This is a genomic window from Akkermansia sp. RCC_12PD (assembly GCF_036417355.1).
Taxonomy (GTDB): Bacteria; Verrucomicrobiota; Verrucomicrobiia; order Verrucomicrobiales; family Akkermansiaceae; genus Akkermansia.
Genome location: NZ_CP143889.1, coordinates 1923014 through 1948271, shown reverse-complemented (window position 1 = coordinate 1948271; position 25258 = coordinate 1923014). Strand labels below are relative to the sequence as shown.

The 25258-nt window shown below is 58.1% G+C and carries 19 protein-coding genes and 1 tRNA gene; 9 read left to right on the top strand and 11 right to left on the bottom strand.

From position 1 onward, the window contains the following. Nucleotides 1-7 precede the first annotated feature (7 nt). The 5 genes from ispG to folP all read right to left on the bottom strand — a co-directional run bounded on the left by ispG (nucleotide 8) and on the right by folP (nucleotide 7036). Entirely contained in the window at nucleotides 8-1780 is a 1773-nt protein-coding gene (gene ispG / locus V3C20_RS08235; RefSeq protein ID WP_130084466.1) for a (E)-4-hydroxy-3-methylbut-2-enyl-diphosphate synthase, read from the bottom strand. A 141-nt stretch (nucleotides 1781-1921) separates the two neighbouring features. After that, nucleotides 1922-2872: an NAD-dependent epimerase/dehydratase family protein gene (locus V3C20_RS08230; RefSeq protein ID WP_130084467.1), complete on the bottom strand. Its 951-nt coding sequence runs from the start codon at nucleotides 2870-2872 to the stop codon at nucleotides 1922-1924. Nucleotides 2873-2964: 92 nt separating this feature from the next. Next, entirely contained in the window at nucleotides 2965-3486 is a 522-nt protein-coding gene (locus V3C20_RS08225; RefSeq protein ID WP_130084468.1) for a MarR family transcriptional regulator, read from the bottom strand. 111 nt (nucleotides 3487-3597) lie between these two features. Next, nucleotides 3598-6261, bottom strand: coding sequence for a YfhO family protein (locus V3C20_RS08220; RefSeq protein ID WP_130084469.1), 2664 nt, complete (start codon nucleotides 6259-6261; stop codon nucleotides 3598-3600). After that, nucleotides 6197-7036 (bottom strand): dihydropteroate synthase, encoded by an 840-nt coding sequence (gene folP, locus V3C20_RS08215; RefSeq protein WP_130084470.1) that lies wholly within the window; start codon nucleotides 7034-7036, stop codon nucleotides 6197-6199. The genes V3C20_RS08220 and folP overlap by 65 nt, the downstream gene beginning before the upstream one ends. A 64-nt stretch (nucleotides 7037-7100) precedes the next feature. Here folP and V3C20_RS08210 point away from each other — a divergent pair, with 64 nt between their 5' ends. Continuing rightward, nucleotides 7101-7616 (top strand): hypothetical protein, encoded by a 516-nt coding sequence (locus V3C20_RS08210; RefSeq protein WP_130084471.1) that lies wholly within the window; start codon nucleotides 7101-7103, stop codon nucleotides 7614-7616. Nucleotides 7617-8347: 731 nt separating this feature from the next. Here the strand turns inward: V3C20_RS08210 and V3C20_RS08205 are convergent. The 4 genes from V3C20_RS08205 to alaS all read right to left on the bottom strand — a co-directional run bounded on the left by V3C20_RS08205 (nucleotide 8348) and on the right by alaS (nucleotide 12860). Continuing rightward, on the bottom strand, nucleotides 8348-8608 hold the full coding sequence (locus tag V3C20_RS08205; RefSeq protein WP_130084472.1) for a hypothetical protein: 261 nt from the start codon (nucleotides 8606-8608) through the stop codon (nucleotides 8348-8350). Nucleotides 8609-8724: 116 nt separating this feature from the next. Next, complete coding sequence (locus V3C20_RS08200) at nucleotides 8725-9057, bottom strand: hypothetical protein (RefSeq protein WP_149874458.1); 333 nt, start codon at nucleotides 9055-9057, stop codon at nucleotides 8725-8727. Nucleotides 9058-9167: 110 nt separating this feature from the next. Then, nucleotides 9168-9998: a CDP-diacylglycerol--serine O-phosphatidyltransferase gene (gene pssA / locus V3C20_RS08195; protein WP_130084474.1), complete on the bottom strand. Its 831-nt coding sequence runs from the start codon at nucleotides 9996-9998 to the stop codon at nucleotides 9168-9170. A gap of 33 nt (nucleotides 9999-10031) precedes the next feature. Further along, nucleotides 10032-12860: an alanine--tRNA ligase gene (gene alaS / locus V3C20_RS08190; RefSeq protein WP_130084475.1), complete on the bottom strand. Its 2829-nt coding sequence runs from the start codon at nucleotides 12858-12860 to the stop codon at nucleotides 10032-10034. Nucleotides 12861-12992: 132 nt separating this feature from the next. On the opposite strand from alaS, the gene V3C20_RS08185 reads away from it, so the two are divergent. The 6 genes from V3C20_RS08185 (at nucleotide 12993) to V3C20_RS08160 (ending at nucleotide 19509) form a co-directional block, all read left to right on the top strand. Then, entirely contained in the window at nucleotides 12993-14015 is a 1023-nt protein-coding gene (locus V3C20_RS08185; protein ID WP_130084476.1) for an efflux RND transporter periplasmic adaptor subunit, read from the top strand. After that, nucleotides 14012-15775 (top strand): ATP-binding cassette domain-containing protein, encoded by a 1764-nt coding sequence (locus tag V3C20_RS08180; protein WP_130084477.1) that lies wholly within the window; start codon nucleotides 14012-14014, stop codon nucleotides 15773-15775. The genes V3C20_RS08185 and V3C20_RS08180 overlap by 4 nt, the downstream gene beginning before the upstream one ends. Beyond that, entirely contained in the window at nucleotides 15772-16878 is a 1107-nt protein-coding gene (locus tag V3C20_RS08175; RefSeq protein ID WP_130084478.1) for an ABC transporter permease, read from the top strand. Before V3C20_RS08180 ends, V3C20_RS08175 begins: the two co-directional genes overlap by 4 nt. Nucleotides 16879-16882: 4 nt before the next feature. Then, nucleotides 16883-17995 (top strand): ABC transporter permease, encoded by a 1113-nt coding sequence (locus V3C20_RS08170; RefSeq protein WP_130084479.1) that lies wholly within the window; start codon nucleotides 16883-16885, stop codon nucleotides 17993-17995. A gap of 176 nt (nucleotides 17996-18171) precedes the next feature. After that, nucleotides 18172-18246: transfer RNA gene (locus V3C20_RS08165), tRNA-Arg, on the top strand. 309 nt (nucleotides 18247-18555) lie between these two features. Continuing rightward, entirely contained in the window at nucleotides 18556-19509 is a 954-nt protein-coding gene (locus V3C20_RS08160) for a GNAT family N-acetyltransferase (protein ID WP_130084480.1), read from the top strand. A 117-nt stretch (nucleotides 19510-19626) separates the two neighbouring features. On the opposite strand, the gene V3C20_RS08155 is transcribed toward V3C20_RS08160, so the two are convergent. Both V3C20_RS08155 and V3C20_RS08150 read right to left on the bottom strand, forming a co-directional pair. Continuing rightward, nucleotides 19627-21429, bottom strand: a complete 1803-nt coding sequence (locus V3C20_RS08155) for a tetratricopeptide repeat protein (RefSeq protein ID WP_161981808.1) — start codon at nucleotides 21427-21429, stop codon at nucleotides 19627-19629. Between the two features lie 328 nt (nucleotides 21430-21757). After that, complete coding sequence (locus tag V3C20_RS08150) at nucleotides 21758-23023, bottom strand: MFS transporter (RefSeq protein ID WP_342779003.1); 1266 nt, start codon at nucleotides 23021-23023, stop codon at nucleotides 21758-21760. A gap of 499 nt (nucleotides 23024-23522) precedes the next feature. Between V3C20_RS08150 and dinB the strand changes: the two genes are divergently transcribed. Both dinB and msrB read left to right on the top strand, forming a co-directional pair. Next, nucleotides 23523-24602 (top strand): DNA polymerase IV, encoded by a 1080-nt coding sequence (gene dinB / locus V3C20_RS08145; RefSeq protein ID WP_130084483.1) that lies wholly within the window; start codon nucleotides 23523-23525, stop codon nucleotides 24600-24602. 111 nt (nucleotides 24603-24713) lie between these two features. Next, nucleotides 24714-25229, top strand: coding sequence for a peptide-methionine (R)-S-oxide reductase MsrB (gene msrB / locus V3C20_RS08140; protein ID WP_238623854.1), 516 nt, complete (start codon nucleotides 24714-24716; stop codon nucleotides 25227-25229). The last annotated feature ends 29 nt before the right edge of the window (nucleotides 25230-25258 follow it).

Sequence of the window (25258 nt, the reverse complement as noted above, 5' to 3'; positions counted from 1 at the left end):
TTCCGTATTAAAAACTCTCCCGTTTCGGCTCCACCCAGCGTCCGTACTCCTTGATCAGGTCCACCAGCCTCTCCACCGCCTCTTCCTCGGGAATATTGAACTTGACGGGGGTATGCTTCACATACAGGTTAATCTTGTTCGGAGCCCCCCCCACATACCCGAAGTCGGCGTCCGCCATCTCTCCCGGCCCGTTCACGATGCACCCCATCACGGCAATCCTCACCCCCTTCAAATGTTCCGTGGCCTTGCGGATGCGGTCCGTCGCCTCCTGAATATTGTACAGGGTGCGCCCGCAGGACGGGCAGGAAACGTAATCCGCGCGCGTCAACCGCATCCCGGTGGCCTGCAGGATATTAAAGGCCAGGAAGGAAGCCAGCCGCGGATCGGACTCTCCCTGCACCAGCAAAGCGTCCCCAATCCCGTCGCACAGCAGGGAGCCCGCATTCCGGGCGGCCACCAGCGGCACGTCTTCTCCGGAAACGGAACCGGGCGCCAGCGTATCCTTCAGCAAAATCAAATGCCTGTCCTCAATGCGGGAAGCCAGCAGGCGGAACGCGTGCACCGGCTCCATGTCCAGCCCGTTCTTCACGGTCACGATGGACGGCTCCGCCAACTCTTTCAGCGGCTCCAGGTCGGCATCGCTGCGGGGGTCAACTTCAATGGCGTCCAACTGGCCCAGGGCCAGCTCCGGCATCATGTCGCCCATGGCGCCGCGCTCATCCTGCAGGGCGTAAAAACCGGCATCGGGAACCACCACGCGCACGGGCTGTTCCCAGCCCAGGCGAACGCCGTAGCACATGGCCAGGCCGCCCTGCCGCTTGGAAAACTTCAGGGGATCATAGCACAACTCCGGTTCCGGAAACGCGGAGGGGGGATCGTCCGGCCTTTCGGACGGCTGGAACGGATTGGAAAGCCGGTAGGCCACGGGCACCTCGCGCACGGCATCTTCCGTCAGGGACACGCGCAGGGTATCGCCAATGCCGTCCATCAGCAGGGACCCGATGCCCACCGCACTCTTGATGCGGCCGTCTTCCCCGCCCCCCGCCTCGGTCACCCCCAGATGGATGGGATAATTCCAGTCCGGACCCAGCGCGTTCATGCGCTCCACCAGCAGGCGGTACGCGGCGATCATCACCTTCACGCTGGACGCCTTCATGGAAAACACCAGGGAATGGTAATCCAGGTCGCGGGCAATCTGCGCAAACTCAATGGCGCTCTCCACCATTCCCTCCGGCGTATCGCCAAAACGGTTCAAAATGCGGTCGGACAGGGAACCGTGGTTGGAACCGATGCGCATGGCGCGGCCATGTTCCTTGCAGAACAGCACCAGGGGCGTAAACTCCTCCCGCACGCGGTCCAGTTCCTCCTGGTACTCGGCATCCGTGTACTCGCGCACCTCGAACTTCTTCTTGTCGATGAAATTGCCGGGATTAATGCGGATCTTCTCTACCCATTTGGCGGCCTCCATCGCGGCGTCCGGCTTGAAATGAATATCCGCTACCAGCGGCACATGGCAGCCTGCCGCGCGCAATTCGCGGGAAATATTCTCCAGATTGGCCGCATACGCCTTCGTCTGGGCGGTCAGCCGGATAATCTCGCAGCCGGCGGCGGCCAGCTCCAGGGCCTCCTTCACGCAGGCATCCGTATCCCGCGTGTCGGACGTCAACATGGACTGGACGCGGATGGGATTGGCGCCGCCAACACCCACATTGCCCACCATGACTTCGCGGGTCACGCGGCGCGTGTATCGATAGGGACTCGGACAATAGGAAGACTGCATAACGCCACTCTACCCGGCCACGCTCCGCTGTCAACCATCCTTCAAAAGCGCAAAGCCTTTTCACGTCACGCGGCAGGGCAGGACACCGCGGCGTCCTGCGCCTGTCCCGCCCGGAGCGGCACGCCCCGTTTTCCGGAAAAGCTACCGTTCAACTCTCCTCCTGGCCATTTCACAGGCATACGCCCTTCCCAACTCCTGAGCATGTTTCCGGGCCCATGAGGAAAGCCGGGAAAAACCGGCCGGAACGGCTCCTTCAACACACAGCCTGTCCTCCATCAATCCACGTATCTCGTCCCTTGTCAGCATCACATCGCGATGGAACGCCCCCATCACCCTGGCGGCGGCAAGGGCGCTCCACGGGGGAACGGACATAACCGGCCTTTTGACGCCTATCGCTTCCCCCAGCATGGCAAACAGGCCGCGGAACGTATAGGCCTCCGGCCCTACCGCCTCAATAACCCTGTTTTCCCCGTCTTCCGCCATCGCCTCCCGGACGGCCAGAGCCGCCAGATCCTCCACGTGGATCGGTTGAAGACGGTACTCCCCATTCCCCGGAATGCCCACTACCGGAAAATTCCTCAGAACCCAGGCCATATTATTAATCAGGATATCTTCCCCCGGCCGTTCGCCGAACAAGACGGCCGGACGCAAGACGGAATACGGAATATCCTGACTTTCCAGCATGCGTTCCAACTCCGCCTTCCCTCGGAAATAGCTCAGGCTGCTGTCCCTGTCGGGATGGGTGATGCTGATATGCACGATCCTTTCCACTCCGGCCTTGGCGGCGGCCTCGAACAACACTCTTGTATGCTCCACAGCCTCCGCATGGGAAAACCACCGGGAATTGAACCGCACCCAGTACGTATTGATCAGGGCACGGCATCCCCTCATGCTCTCCGCCAAGGCGACGGGATCATTCCAGCACAGGGGAGACAGCCGCCATCCATCCGGATTGGGCTTCCCCAAGGAATTGGTCAGCCCGACAACCCCTACGCCCCGGTTCGCAAGCTTCCGGGCCATATAACGCCCGCTGTACCCCAGGACGCCGGTCACGGCAACCTTGTCCGGACATTCACACACATTCGTTTTCATTTTATTTCTCTATTTTCCATAATTACAGAAATTTCAGAACACCATCATGCCTTTCACTCTTTCTTCAACCATATCTCCGGGCGGCTCTTCCTTTACTTCCTGGCTACCCAATCCAGAACCTTTCCTCCCATCTTCAGCGCTTTCTTAATCAGGGAAGGCGGACATGAAGCGGCCTTGTCCGCAAAAGAACAGCCCAATTGCAATATCTCCTGCATGGCCTCCAGTCTGCCTTCCTGAAACTCGTTCCGCACTTTCCGGGCTTTTTCCAGACATTCGCCGACCGTTCTCAAGGCGCCCTCGGCCTCCCTCCTCTTACGCTCCTTCATGATGGCTCTGGCCATCTCCCACACATCGGCCTGCACGCGGTAATAGGACTTCCTGTCCCCCATCCTGCTTTCCCGGAACACCAGCTCCCACCCCTCCAGTTCTTTCAGCGCCGTGGAAACATTGGAACGCGCCATGGACAAAGCCTCGCATAAATCATCGGCGCTCAGGGCCTCCTCGCTCAAATACAAAAACGCATGAACCGCCGCCATGGACCGGCTGACGCCCCATCTGGCGCCCATCTCCCCCCATTGCTCCACAAAAGCTTTCTGCACGTCGTCCAAAACCATGACTCTATTTTCTGTAATTTCAGAAAATACGCAAGACAAAAAAATCTCTTTCTCATTTTCATCCCGCTTCCGGTGAAAAAAGCCCCCGTAAACTGCCGCACGCACTCCCTGTTACAACAGGCACTGCACGGCAAACACAACAACGGACCCGGCATACACGGCCAGCAGCAGACAGGCGCAGCAAAACAGGAACAGGCGGTAACCGCAAGCCAGCACGGCCCTTCTCAACGGCGCTTCCGGATGCCGACGCGCCCACCCGGCATACAGCAAAAGGAACAGGGCCGCCACAGCGGACACCGCCAACGTTTCCTTCAGCAGAGGGGGAAAATAATCAAACACCACCCGGTTCCGTCCAGGTTCCAAACGCACCGCCATCAACTCCCCAACCTTCTCCACAGGCACGGAAACCCCGTTGCGGACGGCGCTCCATCCCCTGTCATATACCACCGGAATCATCAGGGCCTCCCCTGCCCCGGCGGCAAGGTCCACCTCCACGTGGCCGCCTCTCCCCCGTTCCTCCATCCTGCGGGGGGCGGAACCTTCCGGAAATGCGGGCAAATCCCATTCCCCCTGCTGTGCGGCGGCCACGATCATGGGGCACTCCACCAGCCGCCGCATCACCCCGGTTACCAGGGTTTCCCCGCCGGTTACGGCGGATTTCAATTCCAGAGTTCCGTTGTAAGTCCTCCCTTTCCAGCCGGGCTTCTTCTGCGCTTCCGCCATCACGGGGACCTCCCGCCCGTCCACCTTCAATTCATCCGTATCCGTCAGGGGAAAGCCGTACACGTCCCCATCCCGCTCCGGAATCCTCATGCTGTAGGCATTCCCGCATACTTCCGTCCGCGCCTCCGCAGGAACGTACAGCGGACTCTTGCCGGAAGGGAACAGCCGCGCGTACAATACATTGAGATTCTCGAAAACGGAAGCCTTGTCGTCAAGCTCCAGCCCCAGGGCGCTTTCAGGCACCACCCGCCCCCATTGCGCGCCCGGCAGGCGGTACAAATACATGCCGTCGCGGGACAGGACATCTTCCATGCCTTCCACGGGGCAGGACGCCAGCACGAATCCGTGCCCCAGCAAAAGATCGGAAAACAGGGTTCCCCCCTGTCCATAAGTGCGCGTAAACTCGTCCCGGTATCCCAGGTTCTTCAGAAAACGGAAATGGGCAATGCTCGTCGTGTGCCGGAAATTGCTGATGGAGGGAATGTTCCCCAGGCAGGCGGAATTGTCCACCATCACCCTGTCCCGGTCCTTCACGCGCAAAAGCCCCTGATACCCATGCATCTGCCGCGCCAGCCACTCCGCATTCAGGCACTGCACGGCAGCCTTTTCCTCATCCCCCTTCTTCCAGAAAGCGGCAGCCCCCACGGGCAGCCCCAGCAGCAGCACGGCGGCAATGCCGCCCATCAGCCTCCTGCCTTCCGCATGCTTCCAGATCAACCAGGCGCACAGGAAAAACAGCAGCGGAAGCAGGCGGACGGCAACATCCATCTCCGCCACGTGCAGAACAACCGCGGAAACGGCAAACGCCGCGGCGGGCAATCCCAGACAAAGCGGCCATCCGAATCTCCGGCCCTGCGGCACGGGCAGCCGATCTCCCGTCAACATCCAGGCGCAAAACGCCGTCACGACCAGTCCGGGAACAAAGCCGAACCGCACGGGAAAATCCACGTAGCTCCACAAATGGGCGGCGCGGTGGAAAGGTTCCACGAACGCCGGAAGAATGGAAGCCGCCAGGAGCAGGACAAACAGGCGCACGCACCTGTCCGGAGGCGCGGACTCCCTCCGTCTCCGCACCAGGAACAGGACTGCCAGGGCGGCCGGGGCCATCCCCGGCAGGCAGGAATACAGGCGTTCCAGGAACTTGGGAGGATCAAACGGCCACAGCAGCTCGGAAAACAAGGGAGCCGTCATGAACAGGGACCTCATGGAATCCCGGCTCATCTCCATCATCGGCAGCCAGTAATAACTGGTAACCAGCGTCACCGCCGCCGTGTACCAGAAAACGCGGCCCAGAATCATGCGCCGCTCTTCCGTTCCCTTCAACGGCAGCGTATAGGCCCACGCAAACAGCCACCCGACCACCACGGCCATGAAAGCGCTGTACAGGGAGGTAGCCAGCAGGAACAGCCCCACGGCATACAGCCACCCCCGGCCGCCGTTCACCAGCCGGTACAGCCCCAGCGCAAACAGCGGAAACATGGCGGCATGGTCCAGAAACTGCATGAAGCCGTACTTGGTCTGGAAAAATCCCCCCAGGGCGTACCCGGCGGTCAAAAGCACGGTCCACCCCACGGACAGGGATGGAAACACGCGCCTCAGGAACCAGGAAGCCGTCAGGCAAATGCAGACCACGTCCGCCAGCATCACCCAGACCATGTCCCTCAGCAGGAAGGAATCCCCCATCGCCACGGCAATCCAGGAGGAGGGGACCAAAAGCTGATGAGGCAGGGAGGGGCTCACCCGGATGCCGCACCCCGCATTGATATCATAAAAAAAAGAGCCGTCACACACTCCGGACATCAGAGCGGAGGCATAATACTTCAGGGACGGGTACACCATCTGCCCGTTGTCCATGTACTCCAGAAAATGGCTGCCGAACGGCCAGACGCCCCTGAGGGCCAGAAACAGGCACGCAGCCAGAAGGGCAAACCCCGCGGACGCCAGCGACGTCAATACCGGACGTGAAGAGGCGGAAACCATGGAATGTTCAGCGTACAAACGGTTCGGCGGCCTGGACCAGCCGCAGCGCGCGGGCGCTCTCTTCCACATCATGAATGCGGTGGATTTGGGCGCCGTGCAAATGCCCCCATACCGTCATCACCGCAGTACTCAGCGGCTCCCGTCCCGAATCCGTTCCGCCCAGGATGGCGCCCAGCATGCGCTTGCGGGAAAGGCCCAGCAGCACCGGACGCCCCGCCACATGCAGCTGGTCCATATTGGAAAGAAGAGTCAGGTTATGGTCCAGCGTCTTGCCGAAACCGATGCCGGGGTCCCAGCAGACCTGTTCCGGCAAAAGCCCCTTTCCCAGCAGAAAATCATACCGTTCCTCAAAATAGCGGCGCACCTCCTCCAGAACATCCCCGTATGCGGGCGCGTCCTGCATCGTCTCCGGGCGCCCTTGCATATGCATCACCACTACACCGCAGCGCGCTTCCGCACACAGTTCCGCCATGCCGGGGTCCGACAAGCCGGAAATATCATTGATCACGTCCGCCCCCGCCTCCAGCACCGCGGCGGCCACGGCGGCATGGCGTGTATCCACGGAAATCACGGCCTCCGACCGCTTCCGGAGCTCCCGCACCACGGGCAGCACGCGGGCCACCTCCTCATCCGCGGAAACCTCCGCCGCTCCCGGACGTGTGGACTCGCCCCCTATGTCCAGAATAACGGCGCCCTGCCGTTCCAGCTCCTCCGCATGGCCAAGGGCCTCTTCCAGCGCATAAAAACGGCCTCCGTCGGAAAAGGAATCCGGAGTAACATTCACAATCCCCATCAGCACGCCGCCGCGTTCTACGTTCAACTCATGTCGCCTTACGAACCAATTCATTTAATTACGTTCTTGTCAAAGGCACTATACATCACTTTAATAAGTCAGAAACACTTTTTTCATCATGAAAACATCGCCCTTGCTTTTCATCGTCCCGCTGGCCCTGGCGGCTTCCGCCCTCCAGGCCGGACAGGACGAATTCAAGATACGGGAACCCTCTTCCTCCCGCCTGGTCAAGCATGAGGACGGTTCGCGCAGCTATTTTGAAAGAACTTCCAACGGCCAGGGAATGCGGAAGCGCACTTACAACGTCAACAACGTCCTTGTCTCCGTCACCTACTATTCCCGCGGCAAATTCGGACAGCTTACGTCCTGCCTGATTTATGACGGCAAGAAAAATGAACTGTTCCATGTGAGCTACGGCTACAACCAATACGCCGAGCTGGTGGAAGAACGCATGTTCGACTCCAAGACCAAGGAACTCGTCCGCCGCTTCCTGTACAGGTATGACGCCCAGGGAAACCGGAGCAAGCCCATATGCATCACGCTGGTCAAAAACAAGAACCTTGAAATCCACAACGGGCCTTCCGCTCCGGAAAGGGACCCCTTTGCGGACGACTTCAAAAAGAAAAACCGATAAGTGCCGGAACTCCTCAAATCCAGCATATCGTTCCCAACGGGAGGGATGAAATCGCACAACTTGCACGGCTTGACATGCCGCTTACTGGAATTCATTTCCAACGATGAAGTAACGAATATATGATATTCGTGATCAGGTCCAGGATCAGGAAGCGTGCTTATACAACTGCAACCAAAGCTTAGAGAGCCCTGGCTCCAGCCCAAGCCGCAGAATCGCTTTCAATTTGTGTGTTGTCCTTTCCAAGGAATAAGAATAGGCTTTCCCGATTGATTCGTACCAAAACCGCAGAACAAATCGTCTCTCACCTTAGTAAGAGAATCTTCCCAGCGGAGCGGAATTGAATACGTCCCGGGCTGCTTATTGAGAAACCTTATCTCTCGGTTCTCTTCATCATATTCCATCCAATCCGGATTTTCCCAGTCCTTACCTTTTTCCATCTTCTCAAGAGGCAAGGTTAAACGCTTCCGATATTTATCTGTTTAAAAGATGTAAAGTCAATTAAGCTTATCAAATTTTTTCCTCTGAAAATAACACACAAAGCAGAAAACACGTAAAAGAAATCTACTGCATCTCCAGAAAACGGCCACGTTTGCATCCATCCTGACTATCGATAATGAACTTGCACCTACCGGAGCAACAGGAGAGCAACAAACCATAGAATGAAAATAAAAGGCCTGCACGTGCTTATGCTTGAGAAATGGAATAACGGTACATAATTAAAATCAAAGGATCTATGATTTAAGATTAAAAAGACGATTTATCATTTCCAGTAGATTTGAATGGAATAATAATTTGTTTTGACCCGTCCATACCAAACCATAGTAAAGATTATCCTGAACGTGATTCAATGACTGTTCCCAATCTGGAGGCAATGAACACTTCTTAGGAGTCTTATTAAGAAATTTTATTTCTTTTTTATCCGGGTCGTATTCCATCAAATCAGGTTCGTCCCATTCTTTGCCTTTGCTAATTTTTTCGAGAGCATTTTTCATGCTCGATTGTATTCTTGCATCATGTCGCTGATGCTTCCAGCTGAGATTTTTCTAGAGACGTATATAATTTAAAACGGAATTATGTAGAATAATCTTGTTGGAATATCGCATTGCTGCTAACGCTGATATTCGGTAATAAATTGACGGGAGAGACAGCCAAAACGACTGATACAAGACCAAAGTAAATAGTTTCGATTTAAAAAAATCAAAACTATAAAAATATAGTAAAAAACCATTACATTACCTGCAGGAAACCAAGCTTTAACCCATCCTGATTCCGCATAATTTGCTTGAAGATACCAGCAAACATAAAAAATAATCAGTAAAGCTATTACTTGGAAAATGCCTCTCTTGAGGTGCACCGCATAAAAAGCCTTTCGCGCTCGGCGGCCAAGAAGATGATTGACGCATGCGTGGAAATCTTCCCGGGATATGGAGTAACGATACATGGCGTTCAGGACAAAGTTGGAACAAGAGACCCGGCATCGGGCAAGGAATATCCACAGTTCCTGTGGCGGCATGGCCAGGGCAAGGTCCTCCGTTTGCTGGAAAAATTCTGTTACTCCTCCTCCCCGTCGCTGGCTTCCAGCTTGTTCCGCCAGCGGCGGGCCACCCAGGGGCGCACCAGCCCATAAAGCAGGTAAATGGAGAAAATGACCGCGGGCATCACCCACGGGAATTTGAAAATGCAGATGACCGTCAGCACAATGAGCACGATCGCGTACATCGTACCCCGCGTACGCATGTTGATGTGCTTGAAACTGGGATAAACCACCCGGCTCATCATCAGCACGGAAACGCCTGCCATCGCCAGGGCGATCACGTACTTGAACACGCCCAGGTCCATGGCCCCATCCGGCGCCCTGCCAGCCAGGTACATCACCAGATACATGGTGGAAACCACAGCCCCGGCCGCCATCGGAACGGGAAGTCCCACGAAATCGCTGCTCTGGCCTTCCTTGCGGGGAGCCGACGCCATGCAGTTGAAGCGCGCCAGACGCAGGGCGGCGCACAGCAGGTACAAAATGCCGATGCCCCAGCCCACTTCCGGCGGAGAAAGCTGGAACAATACCGCCTTGGCCACCAGAAGCGCCGGAGCGATGCCGAAAGAAACAATGTCCGCCAGAGAATCGAACTCCCTTCCAAACGGGCCGTCCTGCCCGCGCATACGCGCAATCCGGCCGTCAAACAAATCGAACAGACAAGCCGCGAAAATCAGGAACGTGGCGTTCTGATAACAGGCAAAGGCCGCCACGGCATCGCTGTCCGCCTGGTTGATCCCTTCAAAAATCGTCAGAATGGCGAAAAATCCGCACACCAGGTTCCCTGCCGTGAACAGGTTCGGCAAAATGGGAATTTCGGGTTCATCCGGAAAAATCTTCTTGTCCATGATCGGCTTTTTACTGGAGCTGCCCTTCGGGGCTTACCCGTTGATAATCTTGCGCGCCGCAGCGGCCAGCGTCTGGGGGTCCGCATCCTGCGGGGCGGAGCCTCGGGCCTGATCGGCCCGGCCGCCGCCTTTGCCGCCGCCAAGGGACGACACCTCGCGGACCAAATCCCCGGCGGACAAGCCGTCTGCAATGGCATCTTTGCCACAATACGCCCCCAGGAGCAAGGAAGAACTGTCTACGCACAGCAGAAAGGCCGCCCCCGCATATTGGCGCTTTTTCAAGCCGTTGAGCAGTTCCTGAAGAAGCTCCCCCGACCCTTCCGCCACCTGAATCAGGGAAGCGGAACCACCGGAAAGCCATTCGTTCAGTAGGGCGTCGGCCCTGGCGGCGGACTGTCCGGCGCGGGCCTTCTTCAGCTTCTTCTCCGCATCCAGGGCCGTCTGCTTGAAATGTTCCACGCTGGCGTCAAACCGTTCCAGAGACTCGTTCACCGTGCGAATGTCGGAAGCTCCGATGGCGGACAGGCCGGGCTTGCCCTCAATGGTGGGAACCGGAACCTGCTCCAGCCCCATGTCCTCCAGGGCATAATTCACTTCCTTGATCTTTTCCACCGCTTTGGCGATCTCCAGGCTCTTGGCGACGACGTGCTGGCGGATCATCTCCAGGGCGGCATCCCCCGTCATGGCCTCAATGCGGCGCACTCCGGAGGCGATGGCTCCTTCGCTTTTAATCTTGAACAGGCCGATATCCTTCGTGTTCGCGATGTGGGTGCCCCCGCAGAACTCCATGGAGACGCCATCCAGCGCGTTCTCGCAGCCGCCCACCTGGACGACGCGCACCAAATCTCCGTACTTGTCCCCAAAAAACTGGGCGATGGCGGAATTCCCCTTCACCTCCGCATAGGCGCGTTCCGTGCAATACACCGGCAGTCCGGCGTCAATCCAGCCGTTTACCTTCTCTTCAATCTTCCGCAGCTGGTCCGGCGTGACGGCTCCGCTGTTGAAATCAAAGCGCAGGCGGTCTTCCGAGACGAAGGACCCCTGCTGGGCCGCGTCCGGGCTCACCTCCTGGTGCAGGGCGCAGTGCAGGAGGTGGGTGGCGGTATGGTGGGCCTCCACCCGGCGGCGGCGTTCCGCGTCAATGCTCAAATGCACGCGGTCCCCGGGCTTCACGTTCAGCCCTTCCTGGTACTCCACCACATGGGCGCGCGCTCCGCCGATCTGCTGGACGGCCGCCACGTGGTAGCTGTCCCCGCCGATCTCGATCAGTCCGGCATCGGACACCTGGCCGCCCATCTCCGCGTAAAACGGCGTCTTGTCCGTAATAATAAACAGGGAGTCCCCCTGGCGGCTCACTTCCAGCACGGTAGCGGCGCACTCGTCCACATCGTAGCCCGTGAAATCCGTTACGGCGTCCGTCTTCAAATCCAGGGCGCGCACCACTTCGCTCTTCCGCGCCGCGCGGGCCCGGTCGCGCTGTTCCTCCATCAGACGGTTGAAGCGTTCCATGTCGATGTCCAGCCCGCGTTCCTCCGCAAGCAGGGCGGTCAGGTCCACCGGGAATCCGTAGGTATCGTAAAGCTTGAAGGCAAACTCGCCGGTCACCTTCCCGGCGGAAGCGGTTTCCGCGTCAAACAATTCCAGGCCGCGGTCCAGCGTTTCATTGAAGCTGGCTTCTTCACGGGTCAGTACCTCCTTCACCGTATCAGCACGGGAAACCAGTTCCGGGAACACCTGGCCGAAGGAGGCCACCAGCGTATCCACCAGTTCTGCCAGGAACGGCTGGGTGAACCCCAGGCGGCGACCATAGCGCACGGCACGGCGCAAAATGCGGCGCAACACGTAATTGCGGCCGTTGTTGCCCGGCAAAATTCCGTCCGCAATGGAAAAACTCAAAGTACGCACGTGGTCGGCAATCACACGGAAGGCGATCGCCTCCTGGAGAACGTCGTCCCCGGCGGCCACCAGCTTGGAGCCGGGGGCGGGATAAACGTCCGAGTACTCCCGGCCGCTCAAGGCTTCCAGCCTGTCAAACAGCGGGCGGAACACATCCGTGGCGTAATTGGAAGGCTTGCGGGAAAAATCCTTGAACCCGTCCGTGCATTGCATGATGGAGCAGGCGCGTTCGAAGCCCATGCCCGTATCCACATGGCAGGCCGGCAGGTTGCGCATGGAACCGTCGCTCTCCGCATTGTACTGGATGAACACCAGATTCCAAATCTCAATGCACAAATCGGAATCCTTGTTCACCAGCCTGCCCTGCGTATCGCCGTTCGGGGTCAGGTCCACGTGCAATTCGGAGCAGGGGCCGCAGGGACCGGTCTCTCCCATCATCCAGAAATTGTCCTTCACGTTGCCGTGCACAATGTGAACCTCCGGGTCCAGCCCGCGGGAACGGAACAGTTCCGCCCAGTAATTCCAGGCCTCCTGGTCAAACTCCCCGGGATCCCCCTTGCTCTTGTCCGGCGCGTACACCGTGGCGTACAGCCGTTCCGCCGGAAACCCCCAGCGTTCCACGACCAGCTCCCAGGCCCAGTGAATGGCTTCCTTCTTGAAATAATCGCCGAAGGACCAGTTGCCCAGCATCTCGAAAAACGTGTGGTGGTAGGAATCATAGCCCACATCCTCCAGGTCATTGTGCTTGCCTCCGGCGCGGATGCACTTCTGGGTGTCCGTGGCGCGGGCGGGCTTCCACGGCGGCGTCCACACGCCCAGGAAATAGGGAACAAACTGGTTCATGCCGGCATTTGTGAACAACAGGCCGGGGCTTTGGGGCATCAAAGAGGCAGAAGGCACGACCGTGTGCTGTTTCTCGCGGAAAAATTCCAGAAAGCTTTGGCGGATCTCGGTGGCGGTCATCATATCGATTGGAAAAGTAAAAGTCGCCGGATTATGCCCGTTCTCCCCCCCTTAGTAAACCGCTAATTCCTTCTCCGTCATGATGACTGCGTTTTTGTTTGCAAAGAAATATTATACATGCGTATAAACATAGACATGAAAAAGCTGGTGATCATCCTGATCCTGCTGTGTGCCGCAGGCGCGGCGGCCTGGTTCATTTACCGGGAAGCTCCCGCCGGCCCCGAGCAGGAAGCCGTGCTCTACGGCAACGTGGACCTCAGGCAGGTGGATCTGGCTTTCCTGATCTCCGAGAGGATCGACTCCGTGCTGGTGGACGAAGGAGACACCGTCACCGCCGGACAGAAACTCGCCACGCTGGAAACGGTCCGCCTGCAGCAGGCCGTAGATGAAGCGCGCCAGACGGCGGAAGCCGCCCGCCAGAACTACCTGCGGGTGAAAAACGGCCCCCGCCGGGAAGAAATAGCCCAGGCACGGGCGAATGTGGAATCCGCCCAGGCCACGCTGAACAATGCCGCCCTGCGCAGCAAAAGGCTCGTGGCGCTGGCTGAAACCAAATCCATCTCCCGGCAGGAAGCGGACGACGCCGTAGCCTCCCAGCGGGTGGCCGCCGCCAATCTGGACGTAGCGCAAAAACAGCTGGAACTGCTCCTGGCCGGCTCCCGCGCGGAAGACATAGCCCAGGCACTCGCCCAGTACAACCAGGCCAGGGCCAATCTCACCATCAGGGAGCAAAATCTGAAAGACGCCATTCTCTACGCTCCGAGTGACGCCGTAGTGCGCAACCGCATCCTGGAAAAAGGGGACATGGCCTCACCCCAGAAACCCGTTTACAACCTCTCCCTGAACCACACCAAATGGGTAAGGGCATACCTCACGGAAACCCAGCTTGGAAAAGTCAGGCCCGGTTTCTCCGCCACCGTGCATAACGACAGCTTTCCCGGCACGGACTTCAAGGGAACGGTGGGCTTCATTTCCTCCGTTGCGGAATTCACGCCCAAGAACGTGGAAACGCCGGACCTCAGAACAGCCCTGGTCTATGAAGTGCGCATCATCGTGGACGACCCGGACAACCGGCTGCGCCTGGGCGCCCCGGCCACAGTCACTATCCCCCTGGACCAGGAAAACGGCCGGCCCTCTCCGGAACAGTCCAGGCCATGAACGCAAACTCCCGTCTTCTGATCGACTGCCGGAACGTGCGCAAAATGTTCCCGGACCCGGCAGGCGTCCCCTTTGCGGCGGTGGCCGGAATCTCCTTCCGCCTGTCTTCCGGGGAAATCGTGGGGCTGCTGGGGCCGGACGGCGCGGGAAAAACCACCCTCATCCGCCTGATCACGGGGCTGATGAAACCGCATGAAGGCTCCATCTCCGTCCTGAATCTGGACTCCGTGAAAAAAAGCCGTGCCATTCAATCCTCCATCGGTTACATGCCGCAGAAATTCGGCCTGTACGAGGACCTCACCGTCCGGGAAAACATGGAGCTTTACGCCCGCATGCACGGCGTCTCCGGCCAGGACCGGGAAAAACGCTTCCGCGACCTCCTCTCCATGACCAGCCTGGAACGCTTCACCGGACGCCTGGCAGGCAAACTCTCCGGCGGCATGAAGCAGAAGCTGGGGCTGTGCTGCTCGCTGATCTCCTCCCCGTCCCTCATCCTGCTGGACGAACCTACGGTGGGCGTGGACCCACTCTCCCGCCGGGAACTGTGGAACATCCTCCGGCAATTCTCCCATGAGGAAGGCGTGGGGGTGCTCGTCAGCACCTCGTACATGGATGAATCCGCCTACTGCAACAGAACCCTCATCATGTATCAGGGGCGGCTGCTCGTGGACGCGCCGCCCGCGGACGTCATCGCGCGCGCGGAAGGCATGTGCGTCACGGTGCAGACCCCGGAAAAAATCAACACCCGCCAGTTCCAGAGCAGGCTGGCCACCATGCCCGGCATCATCAACGCCACGCCCCAGGGCGGAACAGTCCGCATCATCCTGCCGCCGGACCACCCCACGCGGCAAAAACTGGAGGAATACCATCCCCAGCCGGGCCGTCCGGATTTCTCCGACGGCTTCATGACCCTGCTGGCGGAACAAACGGACCCGGCGTCCGGCGACATTCCCGTTCCGGAAGGCAAGCCGCTCCCGGAACAGGCGGCGGAAGGGGACGTCGTCATCCGGGTCACGGACCTCGTGCGCCAATTCGGTAGCTTCACCGCCGTCAACCACGTCAGCTTCTCCGTCCGGAAAGGGCAGGTCTTCGGACTGCTGGGTCCGAATGGTGCCGGGAAAAGCACCACCTTCCGCATGCTCTGCGGGCTGCTGCCTGCCACTAGCGGCACGCTCAACGTAGCGGGTGCTGATTTGCGGACAGCCGCCGCCCGGGCACGGCGGAAAGTAGGGTACGTAGCCCAGAAATTCTCCATGTACGGCATGCTCACCACGCGGCAGAACCTGGAATTCTTCGCCGGGGCTTACGGCATGGCCGGGAAGGAAAGAAAGGAGGCCATCCAGGCCATGGAAAAGGAATTCCGCCTCACCCCCTACATGAACGCCCCCGCCGCCCACCTGCCCGGCGGCTACAAGCAGCGCCTCAGCATGGCGTGCGGGCTGCTCCACTCCCCGGACATCCTCTTTCTGGACGAGCCCACCTCCGGCGCGGACCCGCTGGCACGGCGCGACTTCTGGCTGCGCATCAACTCGCTGGCGGAAAAAGGAGTCACCATCATCATCACCACGCACTTCCTGGGAGAAGCGGAATTCTGCGACAACATGCTCATCATGATGGACGGCACCACGCTGGCGGAAGGCTCCCCGGATGAAATACGCAAACACGCCCCGCCCCGGGAGGATGGCGCGCCCGCCTCCCTGGAAGATGCCTTCCTGGCTATCACGGAAAAATACATGAAGAAAGGAGGGGAAAACCCATGATCTCCTCTCTCAAACGCATCGGCGCCCTCATCGTCAAGGAACTGCACCAGGTAGTCAGAGACCCCGGCAACGTGGGAATCGCCGTCATCCTTCCCGCCGTGCTTCTGCTCCTCTTCGGCTACGGCATGAGCATGGACATCAAAAACGTGCGCATCGCGTACCTGGCCGTTCCGGCCTCCAGCGAATCCACCAATCTGGAAACGCGCCTCACCCTCTCCAAATACTTCCAGACCCGGCGCGTCTTCTCCACCCGCGAGGCGGAAGAACTGCTGCGCACCCATGAAGTGGATGCCTTCATCGCCCTGCAAAGCAACGCCCCGGACACCCTCAACGGCGGCGTCACCAAAGTCCAGATCGTCGTCAACGGGGTCAACGCCAACCAGGCCACCCTCATCCGCAACTACCTTCAGGCCGTTGTGGGTTCCTGGGGGGCCTCCCTGCACGGACAGTCCGCCCCCGTGCTGGACGTACAGACGCGCACCCGCTTCAATGAAGCCAACGACAGCCACTACTACCTGGTTCCCGGCGTCATCGTCACCATTATGACCATGATCGGGGCGCTCCTCACTTCCCTGGTCATGGCGCGGGAATATGAACGGGGCACACTGGAAAGCCTCTTCGTCACCCCCGTGGGCAGCGGGGAAATCCTCACTGCCAAGGCGGCTACCAACTTCCTGCTGGGCATGGTCAGCCTGGCCATCTCCATGGTCTTCGCCGCCTTTGTCTTCGGCATCCCCATCCGCGGCTCCCTCACCCTGCTGCTGGCGGTCTCCGCCCTGTTCCTCATTGTGGCCCTGGGGTTGGGGCTCGTCATCTCCACGGCCACGAAAAACCAGTTCCTGGCCTGCCAGTTCGCCATCATGGGCACCTTCATGCCGGCCCTCATGCTCTCCGGCTTCCTGTACGACATTCTGAACATGCCGCCCGCCGTGCGCGCCCTCACCTACATGATCCCGGCGCGCTATTACGTCACCCTGCTCCAGACCCTCTTCCTGGCCGGGGACATCCCCTCCGTCATCATCCCGTGCTGCATCACACTGGGCGTCTTTGCCGTCGTCCTCATGGGCATCGCCCGTTTGAAAGCTCCCAAATCCCTGGAATAACGTCATGGACTTCTTCGTCAGAATAACCTCCCTCGTCAAAAAGGAACTGCTGGCCGTGCTCAGGGACAAAAAAAGCCGCATGGCCCTCATCATCCCGCCCATCATCCAGATCTGCATCTTCGGATACGCGGCTACCATGAACGTCACGCGCGTGCCCTACGCCGTGCTGGACAAGGACGGCGGGGAATCCGCCGCCCAGTACATTGCGGACCTGGAAGGCACAGGCATCTTCCGGCGGCAGGCCGCGGCATCCACGGAAAAGGACATAGACCGCATGATCGACAACCGGAAAATCGTCATAGGGCTCACCATTCCGCCGGACTTCTCCCGCAACCTCCAGACGGGCCGCCCTGCCTCCCTTCAGCTCATTGCGGACGGGCGCAACGCAAACACGGCAGCCATCGCCCTCGGCTACGCCCAGCAAATCGCCTCCGCCTTCGGCGCGGACCTGGCCGCCAGAAACGGCGGCGCCTCCCCGGTGGAAATAGAAACCCGCTCCTGGTTCAACCCTAATCTCATTACGCGCTGGTTCATCGTGCCCGGCCTCATCGCCGTCCTGGCCCTGATCAACTCCATCCTCTCCGGGGCACTCTCCATCGCCCGGGAACGGGAGGAAGGCACCTTTGACCAGCTCTTGGTAGCCCCGTACAACCCGGGGGAAATCCTGCTGGGCAAAGGCATCGCCACGGTCATCACCGGCTCCATGCAGGCCGTCTTCGTGGTGCTGGTGGCCATGTTCTGGTTCCGCATCCCCTTCCAGGGCTCCATCTGGCTCCTTGCCACGGCCATTCTGCTCTTCATCATCACCGCGACGGCCATAGGGCTGTGCATCTCCTCCTTCGCCCAATCCCTCCAGCAGGCCATTGTGGGAACCTTCCTGCTCCTGGTGCCCATGGTCATGCTCTCCGGCTTCGCCACCCCCATCTCCAGCATGCCGGACATCTTCCAGGACCTTACCCTGCTCAACCCCATGCGGTACGGCCTGGAACTCATCCAGCGCATCTTCCTGGAAGGGGCCGGATTCCTGGACCTCTGGCCGCTCTTCGGGGCCATTCTGATCGTAACGGCGGTATCCGTATTCGCTGCCATCTTCTCCTTCCATCACAAAATCTCCTGACGGGAACCCAGGCTATTCCTGCCGCCCATCCCTGAATGCGCCCCTAGGCCGGACAACTCCGCTGTTCAGCCCTTTGCCTTCCGCCCCACCTTCCCCTCCAATTTCGTCACCCGCATAAAAACACTTGCATCCGGTCCGTTTTTTATATTCTATCTCTCTCGTTCCGATTGGAACATGGGCTCGTCGTTCAATGGATAGGACATCGGTTTCCGGTACCGACGATGTAGGTTCGATTCCTACCGGGCCTACCAGATTTTCAATTCCAGACCCTTGCAAAAGAAGTGTTTTGCAAGGGTCTTTCATTCTCTTTTCCCTATTATTCCTCAATAATCAGGAATAGCCGTGCCTTAAAAAGGGCGGCACGTCCTTCCGGCCCCGGCCCAATCGGAGAAAAATTCGTACGCCAGATACTATGGGAAACAAATACCGGAGCGGTCATCCTGGAAACACGGACAAAATGAACGAAGTTTCGCAAAATGGGTAAAAAAATCTTTGACATCTATGAGATAATACGTAATTAATTTCGTAACTAATTACGTTTTTAATAACACAAAAACGATATGGATTTTTTCAACCAGACGGGCAAAATGGCCATCGGAAGCAGGCTGCGCATGCTGACGGATAAGATAACAAACGACGCCGAACTAATTTACGGCATGTACGGCGTGGACATCCGCCCGAAGTGGTTTCCCGTCTTTTTTGTGCTGTCCCGCGGCGAGGCGAAGACCATCACCGCAATCGCCAGGGAAATAGGGCATTCGCATCCGTCCGTCAGCAACATCGTAAAAGAAATGGGAGCAAGGGGACTGGTGAAAGAAACTAGGGACAAATCGGACGGAAGAAGAAACATGGTCACGCTGTCCTCCAAAGGAAAAAAAATGGCCGGAATCATGGCCGAATGCTATCCCGACGTTGAATCCGCCGTGGAACAAATCGCCCGGCAGGCCCGGAACGACCTGTGGCGGGCCATTGAAGAATGGGAAGACCTGCTGTCGGAAAAAACATTATTCGAACGGGTAAAAGAAGCCAAAAAGGAGAGGGAGGGAAAAGACATCGCCGTCATTGCCTATGAGCCCCGCTACCAATCCGCTTTCAAGGCTCTCAATGAAGAATGGATCACCGCCCACTGGGAAATGGAAGAACCCGACCACAAGGCGCTGGACCACCCGCAGGAATACATTCTGGACAAAGGAGGCCACATTTTCATTGCCCTGTACAGGGATGAACCTGTCGGCGTATGCGCTCTGTGCAAAAAAGACGATCCGGAGCATGAATATGAACTGGCCAAGCTCGCAGTCAGTCCCGGGGTTCAGGGAAAAGGAATCGGTGTATTGCTGTGCCGGACCGTCATCAGCAAGGCAAAAGAACTGGGATGCAAAAAAATCTTTCTGGAAAGCAACACGCTTCTGCGCCCGGCCATACGGCTCTACAGAAAACTGGGGTTCAAGGAAATTCCGAAAAGCCATCCGGCCTACGAAAGGGTCGATATTCAAATGGAACTGGTGATAGACTGACCATTTGCCGCAACTTCTGCGGCTATCCGTGATCCATGTACCCTTGGCGAATCTCCTCCCTTCCTCCGGGATTCGGCAGAAATGAAGCAGCCCGTTTTGAGCCTGTACTGGCCGGAATCAATCTTCTCCGTTCTGTTTCGGAAATAGGTCATCAAGCAGTTTGAGCATATCCCGGGCTTCCTCCAGGCCTTGTTCCGCCGCCTTGGCAATCCATTTTCTGCCTTCTGCCTCATCCTGCTCAGTTCCGTTCCCTGTCAGGTAAAGCAGCCCCAGCCCAAACTGGGCAGCCGGAACGTTCTGTTCCGCCGCTTTCCCGTACCATTTCACAGCTTCACGGTAATCCTGCTCCACGCCTGCACCTTTCAGGTACATCCGCGCCAAATGATACTGGGCGTTTGAATTTCCCTGCCGGGCGGACGCCAGATACCATTTGAAGGCCTCTTTCAAATCCTTCTCCACTCCCTGCCCCCCTTCATACATGGTCCCGAGATTGTCTTGAGCCGCGGCATATCCCTGTTCCGCCGCAAGGGCGTACCATTTGCACGCTTCCTTCAAATCCTTCTGCACCCCGTCTCCCGCCTCATACATGGTCCCCAGATTGTTTTGAGCCGCGGGATGCCCCTGTTCCGCCGCAAGGGCATACCATTTGCACGCTTCCTTTACATCCTTATCAACACCCTTGCCATTCTCATACAAAAGCCCCAACCGGTACCGGGCATCATTCTCTCCCTGGACGGCAGCCAGGGAAAACCATTGGAACGCCTCTTTCAGATCCTTTTCCGCACCCTGTCCATATTCATACAGGAGTCCCAGATTTTTCTGAGCGGAAGAATTGCCTTGCGCGGCGGAAAGAGAAAACCATTGGAACGCCTCCTTTGGATCCTGCGGAACGCCACGACCGTAATAATACATGGCTCCGAGGTTGTTTTGCGCCCATGCGTTTTCCTGCCGGGCGGCGGCGGAAAACCACTTGAACGCTTCTTTCAAATTCTGCGGGATTCCCATTCCTCTCTCATACATGACTCCCACGTTGTTTTGGCCGTCGGCCTCTCCCTGCTGCGCGGCGGACAAATACAGATCGAATGCTTTTTTTAAATCCTGCCGAACTCCTCTTCCCGTCTCATACATCTTTCCGAGGTTGCTCTGGGCCATTCCATACCCCTGCGCCGCAGCCAGGGAATATAATTCAAACGCCTTCTTCCAATCCTGCCGGACTCCGAGACCCCGGTCATACAGGGTTCCCAGATTATTTTGAGCAGCAAAATATCCCTGACGGGCAGCGGCGGAGAACCATTTGAAGGCTTCCTTGAAATCCTGAGGAACCCCGAGCCCCCGCTCATAGAGAATCCCCAGATTGTTCTGGGCATCGGCAAGTCCCTGCTGGGCGGACAAAGTATACCACCTGGAAGCTTCCTTGAAATCCTGTTCCATGCCCAGCCCTTCCGTACAACAGAGACCAAGCAGGTTCTGCGACTGGGGTATTCCGCGCATAGCCGCCAGAGTCAGCCATTTGACCGCCTTCTTTAAATCCTTCTCCGTCCCCACTCCCTTATAATAAAAATTCCCCACATTGTGCTGGGCCGGCGCATATTCCTGCCCGGCTGCCAGCAGGTACCATTCAAAAGCCTTTTTTGCATCCTGTTCCACACCTTCTCCGCATTCATGCATCACCCCAAGATAAAACTGGCTTTCCGGATCTCCCTGCTGCGCGGCACGGGAAAACCATTGAAACGCTTCTTTCAGATCTTTCCCCACCCCTTCCCCGGTATAATAACAAACTCCGGTCAGGAACTGTGCCCTGGCATTCCCCTGCCGGGCTGATGCCATGACGGAATCCGCCATGCGGCGGAAAAGAAAGAAAGACGGTCCCTTCCCCTCTTCAACGGGAGGAAGGGAGGGAAGCGTCCCGGAAGCAGGCACCGAAGGAACGAGCAGCATCCATGCCCCCGCGAACCTGACGGCAAACCGGAATAACCGAAGTTTCCGGATGCCGGAAGACAGAGCGAAGGCACGCTTATAAACTAGATCGAAACAACCAGACATCATAGGAAGTACCGGATTTTTTTAACCGAAGGCGGCTTTCTGCCATATGCCGGACAGACACATAATCATTCAGTGAAGAACAGGTTATATATCAGTAACCCAAAAAACAGGAGGGATCAAGAGCATATCTTCCACATTTTTCCTCCCCGTCCGGGGGAGCCGGTCTTCCTTTCTCCCTTTTCATTTCCTTCTCCGGAACAATCTTTCAGCCTTCATCCTGTCTTCCGGCCATCTCGCGGTGCCTGCGGGCCAGGAAAAATCCGGTGGCCGCCCACAGGGCGGAAATAGCGGCCCCGCCCAGCATGGCAAGCGGGGAATGGCCGCCCAGAACGTCAAGTGAACGTTTCAGCCATGCGCTCGCGGCGTCCCCGCCGCGGTAAAGCACCGTATCTATAAAGCTTTTGGCCTTGTACTTTTCCTCCGGAGACAGCACGGAATTCAGCATTTCGCGTCCAGGCCGCACCAGGCCGTATTCTCCAATGCGCCGCGCTACCATCACGACGGCTGCCACGGCAAAGACCGGAGAAAAAGCCATCCAGACAAATCCCAGGGAAATGAGGACCGGAACCGCCACCAGCAGTGCGGATAGTCCAAACCTCCGGACAATGCGCCCGGCAAAAAACACCTGCAGCAGCATGGTACTCCCCTGAACAATGACATCAATGATTCCGAACACCCGGGTCTGCCGGACAGGATCGGGAAAGGCGGAAGCCACAGCCCGCATCAGTTCAAAGTACAGGAAGGTGTTGGTGCTGGCCAGAAGAACGATGAACAGCCCGATCCCCATCAGAAAGGGGGAACGGAACACGGCGGAAGCCCCGGTAAACGGGTTGCCGCCAAGGGGACGCGCCCGGCAATCCTCCGGAAAAGGCGCGCCTGCTTCCCCTCCGCTGGCCGGATTCCCGTCCCGCCAGCGGTGCAGATACATCCCCGCCAGAACCGCCAGCCCCAGAAGAATGGCGGCCAGGGCAAACAGCCATATGCTGTCCACTATTCCGGCCAGAGACGCCGTCACGGCAGGCCCCAGCACGGCTCCCAGGCTGCTGCCGCTGGCCACCAGCGCGAACAGGCGTTTCACCTGTCCTCCTCTCATCACATCCGCCAGCACGCTCCATGCCACGGATACGGCCAGCAGATTGAAAACGGACAGCCACACGTAAAACACCCGTGCCGTCCAGACACTGTCCGGACACGCCAACATGAGTGCGGCAAACATCCCCAGATTGAGAATAAAAAATCCGTACGTCCACGGAAGGATGGACCTTCTCGGCACGCGGCAGGCAATCCACCCGAACAACAGCTGAAACATGAGAGATGCCGCAAACGTAGCCGTAAACAGCCACTGCAAATTCCGGACTCCGCCCGCAATGCCCATCATTTCCCGGACCGGGCGCAGCATGGAATACGCCAGGAACAGCAGAAAAAACAGCAGAATGCCTCCCGCCGCTGCAGGCAGCTCGGCCTCATCCATATTCAAGACCTTTTGCAGCAGGCGCCCCAGGCCTCCCCTTTTCCGGTTGGACATGTCCGCAATGTACCATATTCCGGACAAACGCCTAACTCCAATTATTCCTTTTCCCTGAATTCCTTTCTCCGTTTACCGGCATCCCCGGTTCAAGCCGGAAGACGGGGGACTTCCATGAAAAAAGGAATCCGCGCATCTCCTTAAACGCGGATGAAAGCCGCTTCTTCAGGATATTGGACAACACCCCTGTCGGGCACGGAGAGCAGCCCCCAATCGCACGCCCATCCATCCGGCCGCCTCTCTTGTCCGGATTCCCGGTTCCTGGTTTTCTTCTGCGTTGAATGCATAATTCCTCCCTTTGAAAAATCCATTTCCCACTGGAAACATAAATTTCCTCAACATCCCCTTTTTCCCCGTCCAACTGGACTGAAAAGGGAACCCGTGGTATCCTGAGCCGTCTTCTCCGTTCACCCATCCGGTATCGGCCGGAACACGGACATTCCCCATGAAACAGAGAAAAATCATCCATGTGGATATGGATGCCTTTTACGCATCCATTGAACAGCGGGACCATCCGGAATACCGCGGCAAACCTATTGCCGTGGGACGTGCGGAAATGCGCGGCGTGGTAGCGGCGGCCAGTTATGAAGCGCGCCGCTTCGGGGTCCGGTCCGCCATGCCTTCCATGAAGGCGATGAAACTCTGTCCCAAGCTGATCTTCACCCGCAACCGCATGGACGTCTACAAAGCCGTTTCCGCCCAGATCCGCGAGATTTTCCACCGTTATACGGACCTGGTGGAACCTCTTTCCCTGGACGAAGCCTTTCTGGACGTCACGGAAAACAAGCCGGGAATCCCGCTGGCCGTGGAAATCGCCCGGCGCATCAAAAGGGAAATTCGCCAGGAACTGCGCCTGACGGCCTCCGCGGGGGTCTCCTACAACAAATTCCTGGCCAAAATCGCTTCCGACTACCGCAAACCGGACGGCCTGTTCACCATTCACCCCTCCCGCGCCGCGGAATTCATCGCGCGCCTGCCCATCGAATCCTTCTGGGGCGTGGGACAGGCCACCGCCGCACGCATGCACGCCCTGTCCATCACCAACGGAGCCCAGCTCAGGGAACGGGACCAGGAATTCCTGGTCCGCCACTTCGGAAAAATCGGTGTCCTATTCTACAACTTCGCCCGCGGCATTGACGAGCGCCCCGTGGAATCATCCCGCATCCGCAAATCCGTGGGCTGCGAACAGACCTACCGGGAAGACGTCACTAAAGCCCAGGCCCTGGAAAACAGCCTCCCCGTTCTGGCGGAAGAACTGGCGGGGCGCCTGGCGCGCGCCGGATTCCGGGGCAATACCCTGACCCTGAAAATCAAATTCCCGGACTTCGTCCAGAAATCCCGGAGCATTACCGTGCCGGACTGCCTGACGGACATGGAGGACATCCTGCCCCTGGCGCGCACGATGATGGAAGAACTGGATTCCGGAGACAGCACCTTCCGCCTTCTGGGCCTGTCCGTCTCCAACCCTCTTGAAGAACACCTTCCGGGCGTCTGGGAACAGCTTTGGCTGGATTTGGAATACTAATACCTCCACATACTCCCATATTTTCTGGTTTCTTCCCTAAAAAAGAACCTTATACACAAGATATCGTGCCATGAATGAGCGAAACCGCATCTGCTCCGGTCTTACCCCCGTATGAATACGGAAGAACGGAAACACTGGATATCATGGATGGCGACGATCGCGGAAGGCGTGGCGGGCGTCATGGCCGTGGAAGGAGGAGTTCCCGCCTCCCAGAGCGTGCCTGATCCCGGTCCCTCCCGCAGGCGGCATCCGCTGACTGAAACGGAAAAGCGCATCATTGAGCATCAGGGAACGGAACCTCCCTTTTCCGGAAGATTCGTCAGCTTTTTCGAACAGGGCACCTATGTCTGCCGCAAATGCGGGGAACCCCTGTTCCGGTCGGAAGACAAATTCGATGCCGGCTGCGGATGGCCCTGCTTTGACGACTCCCTGCCGGACGCCGTCCGGAGCATCCGCCAGAACTCCGGCCAGCGCACGGAAATCACCTGCTCACATTGCGGAGGACACCTGGGACATCTATTTAGTGGCGAACGTCTTACGCCGAAAAACATGCGTTATTGCGTCAATTCCCTTTCCCTGGATTTCCAGCCTGCTCCTCAACCAGTCATCGCTGGACACATATCCTGAAGACGGAAAAAGGAAGAGCCGGACACCCA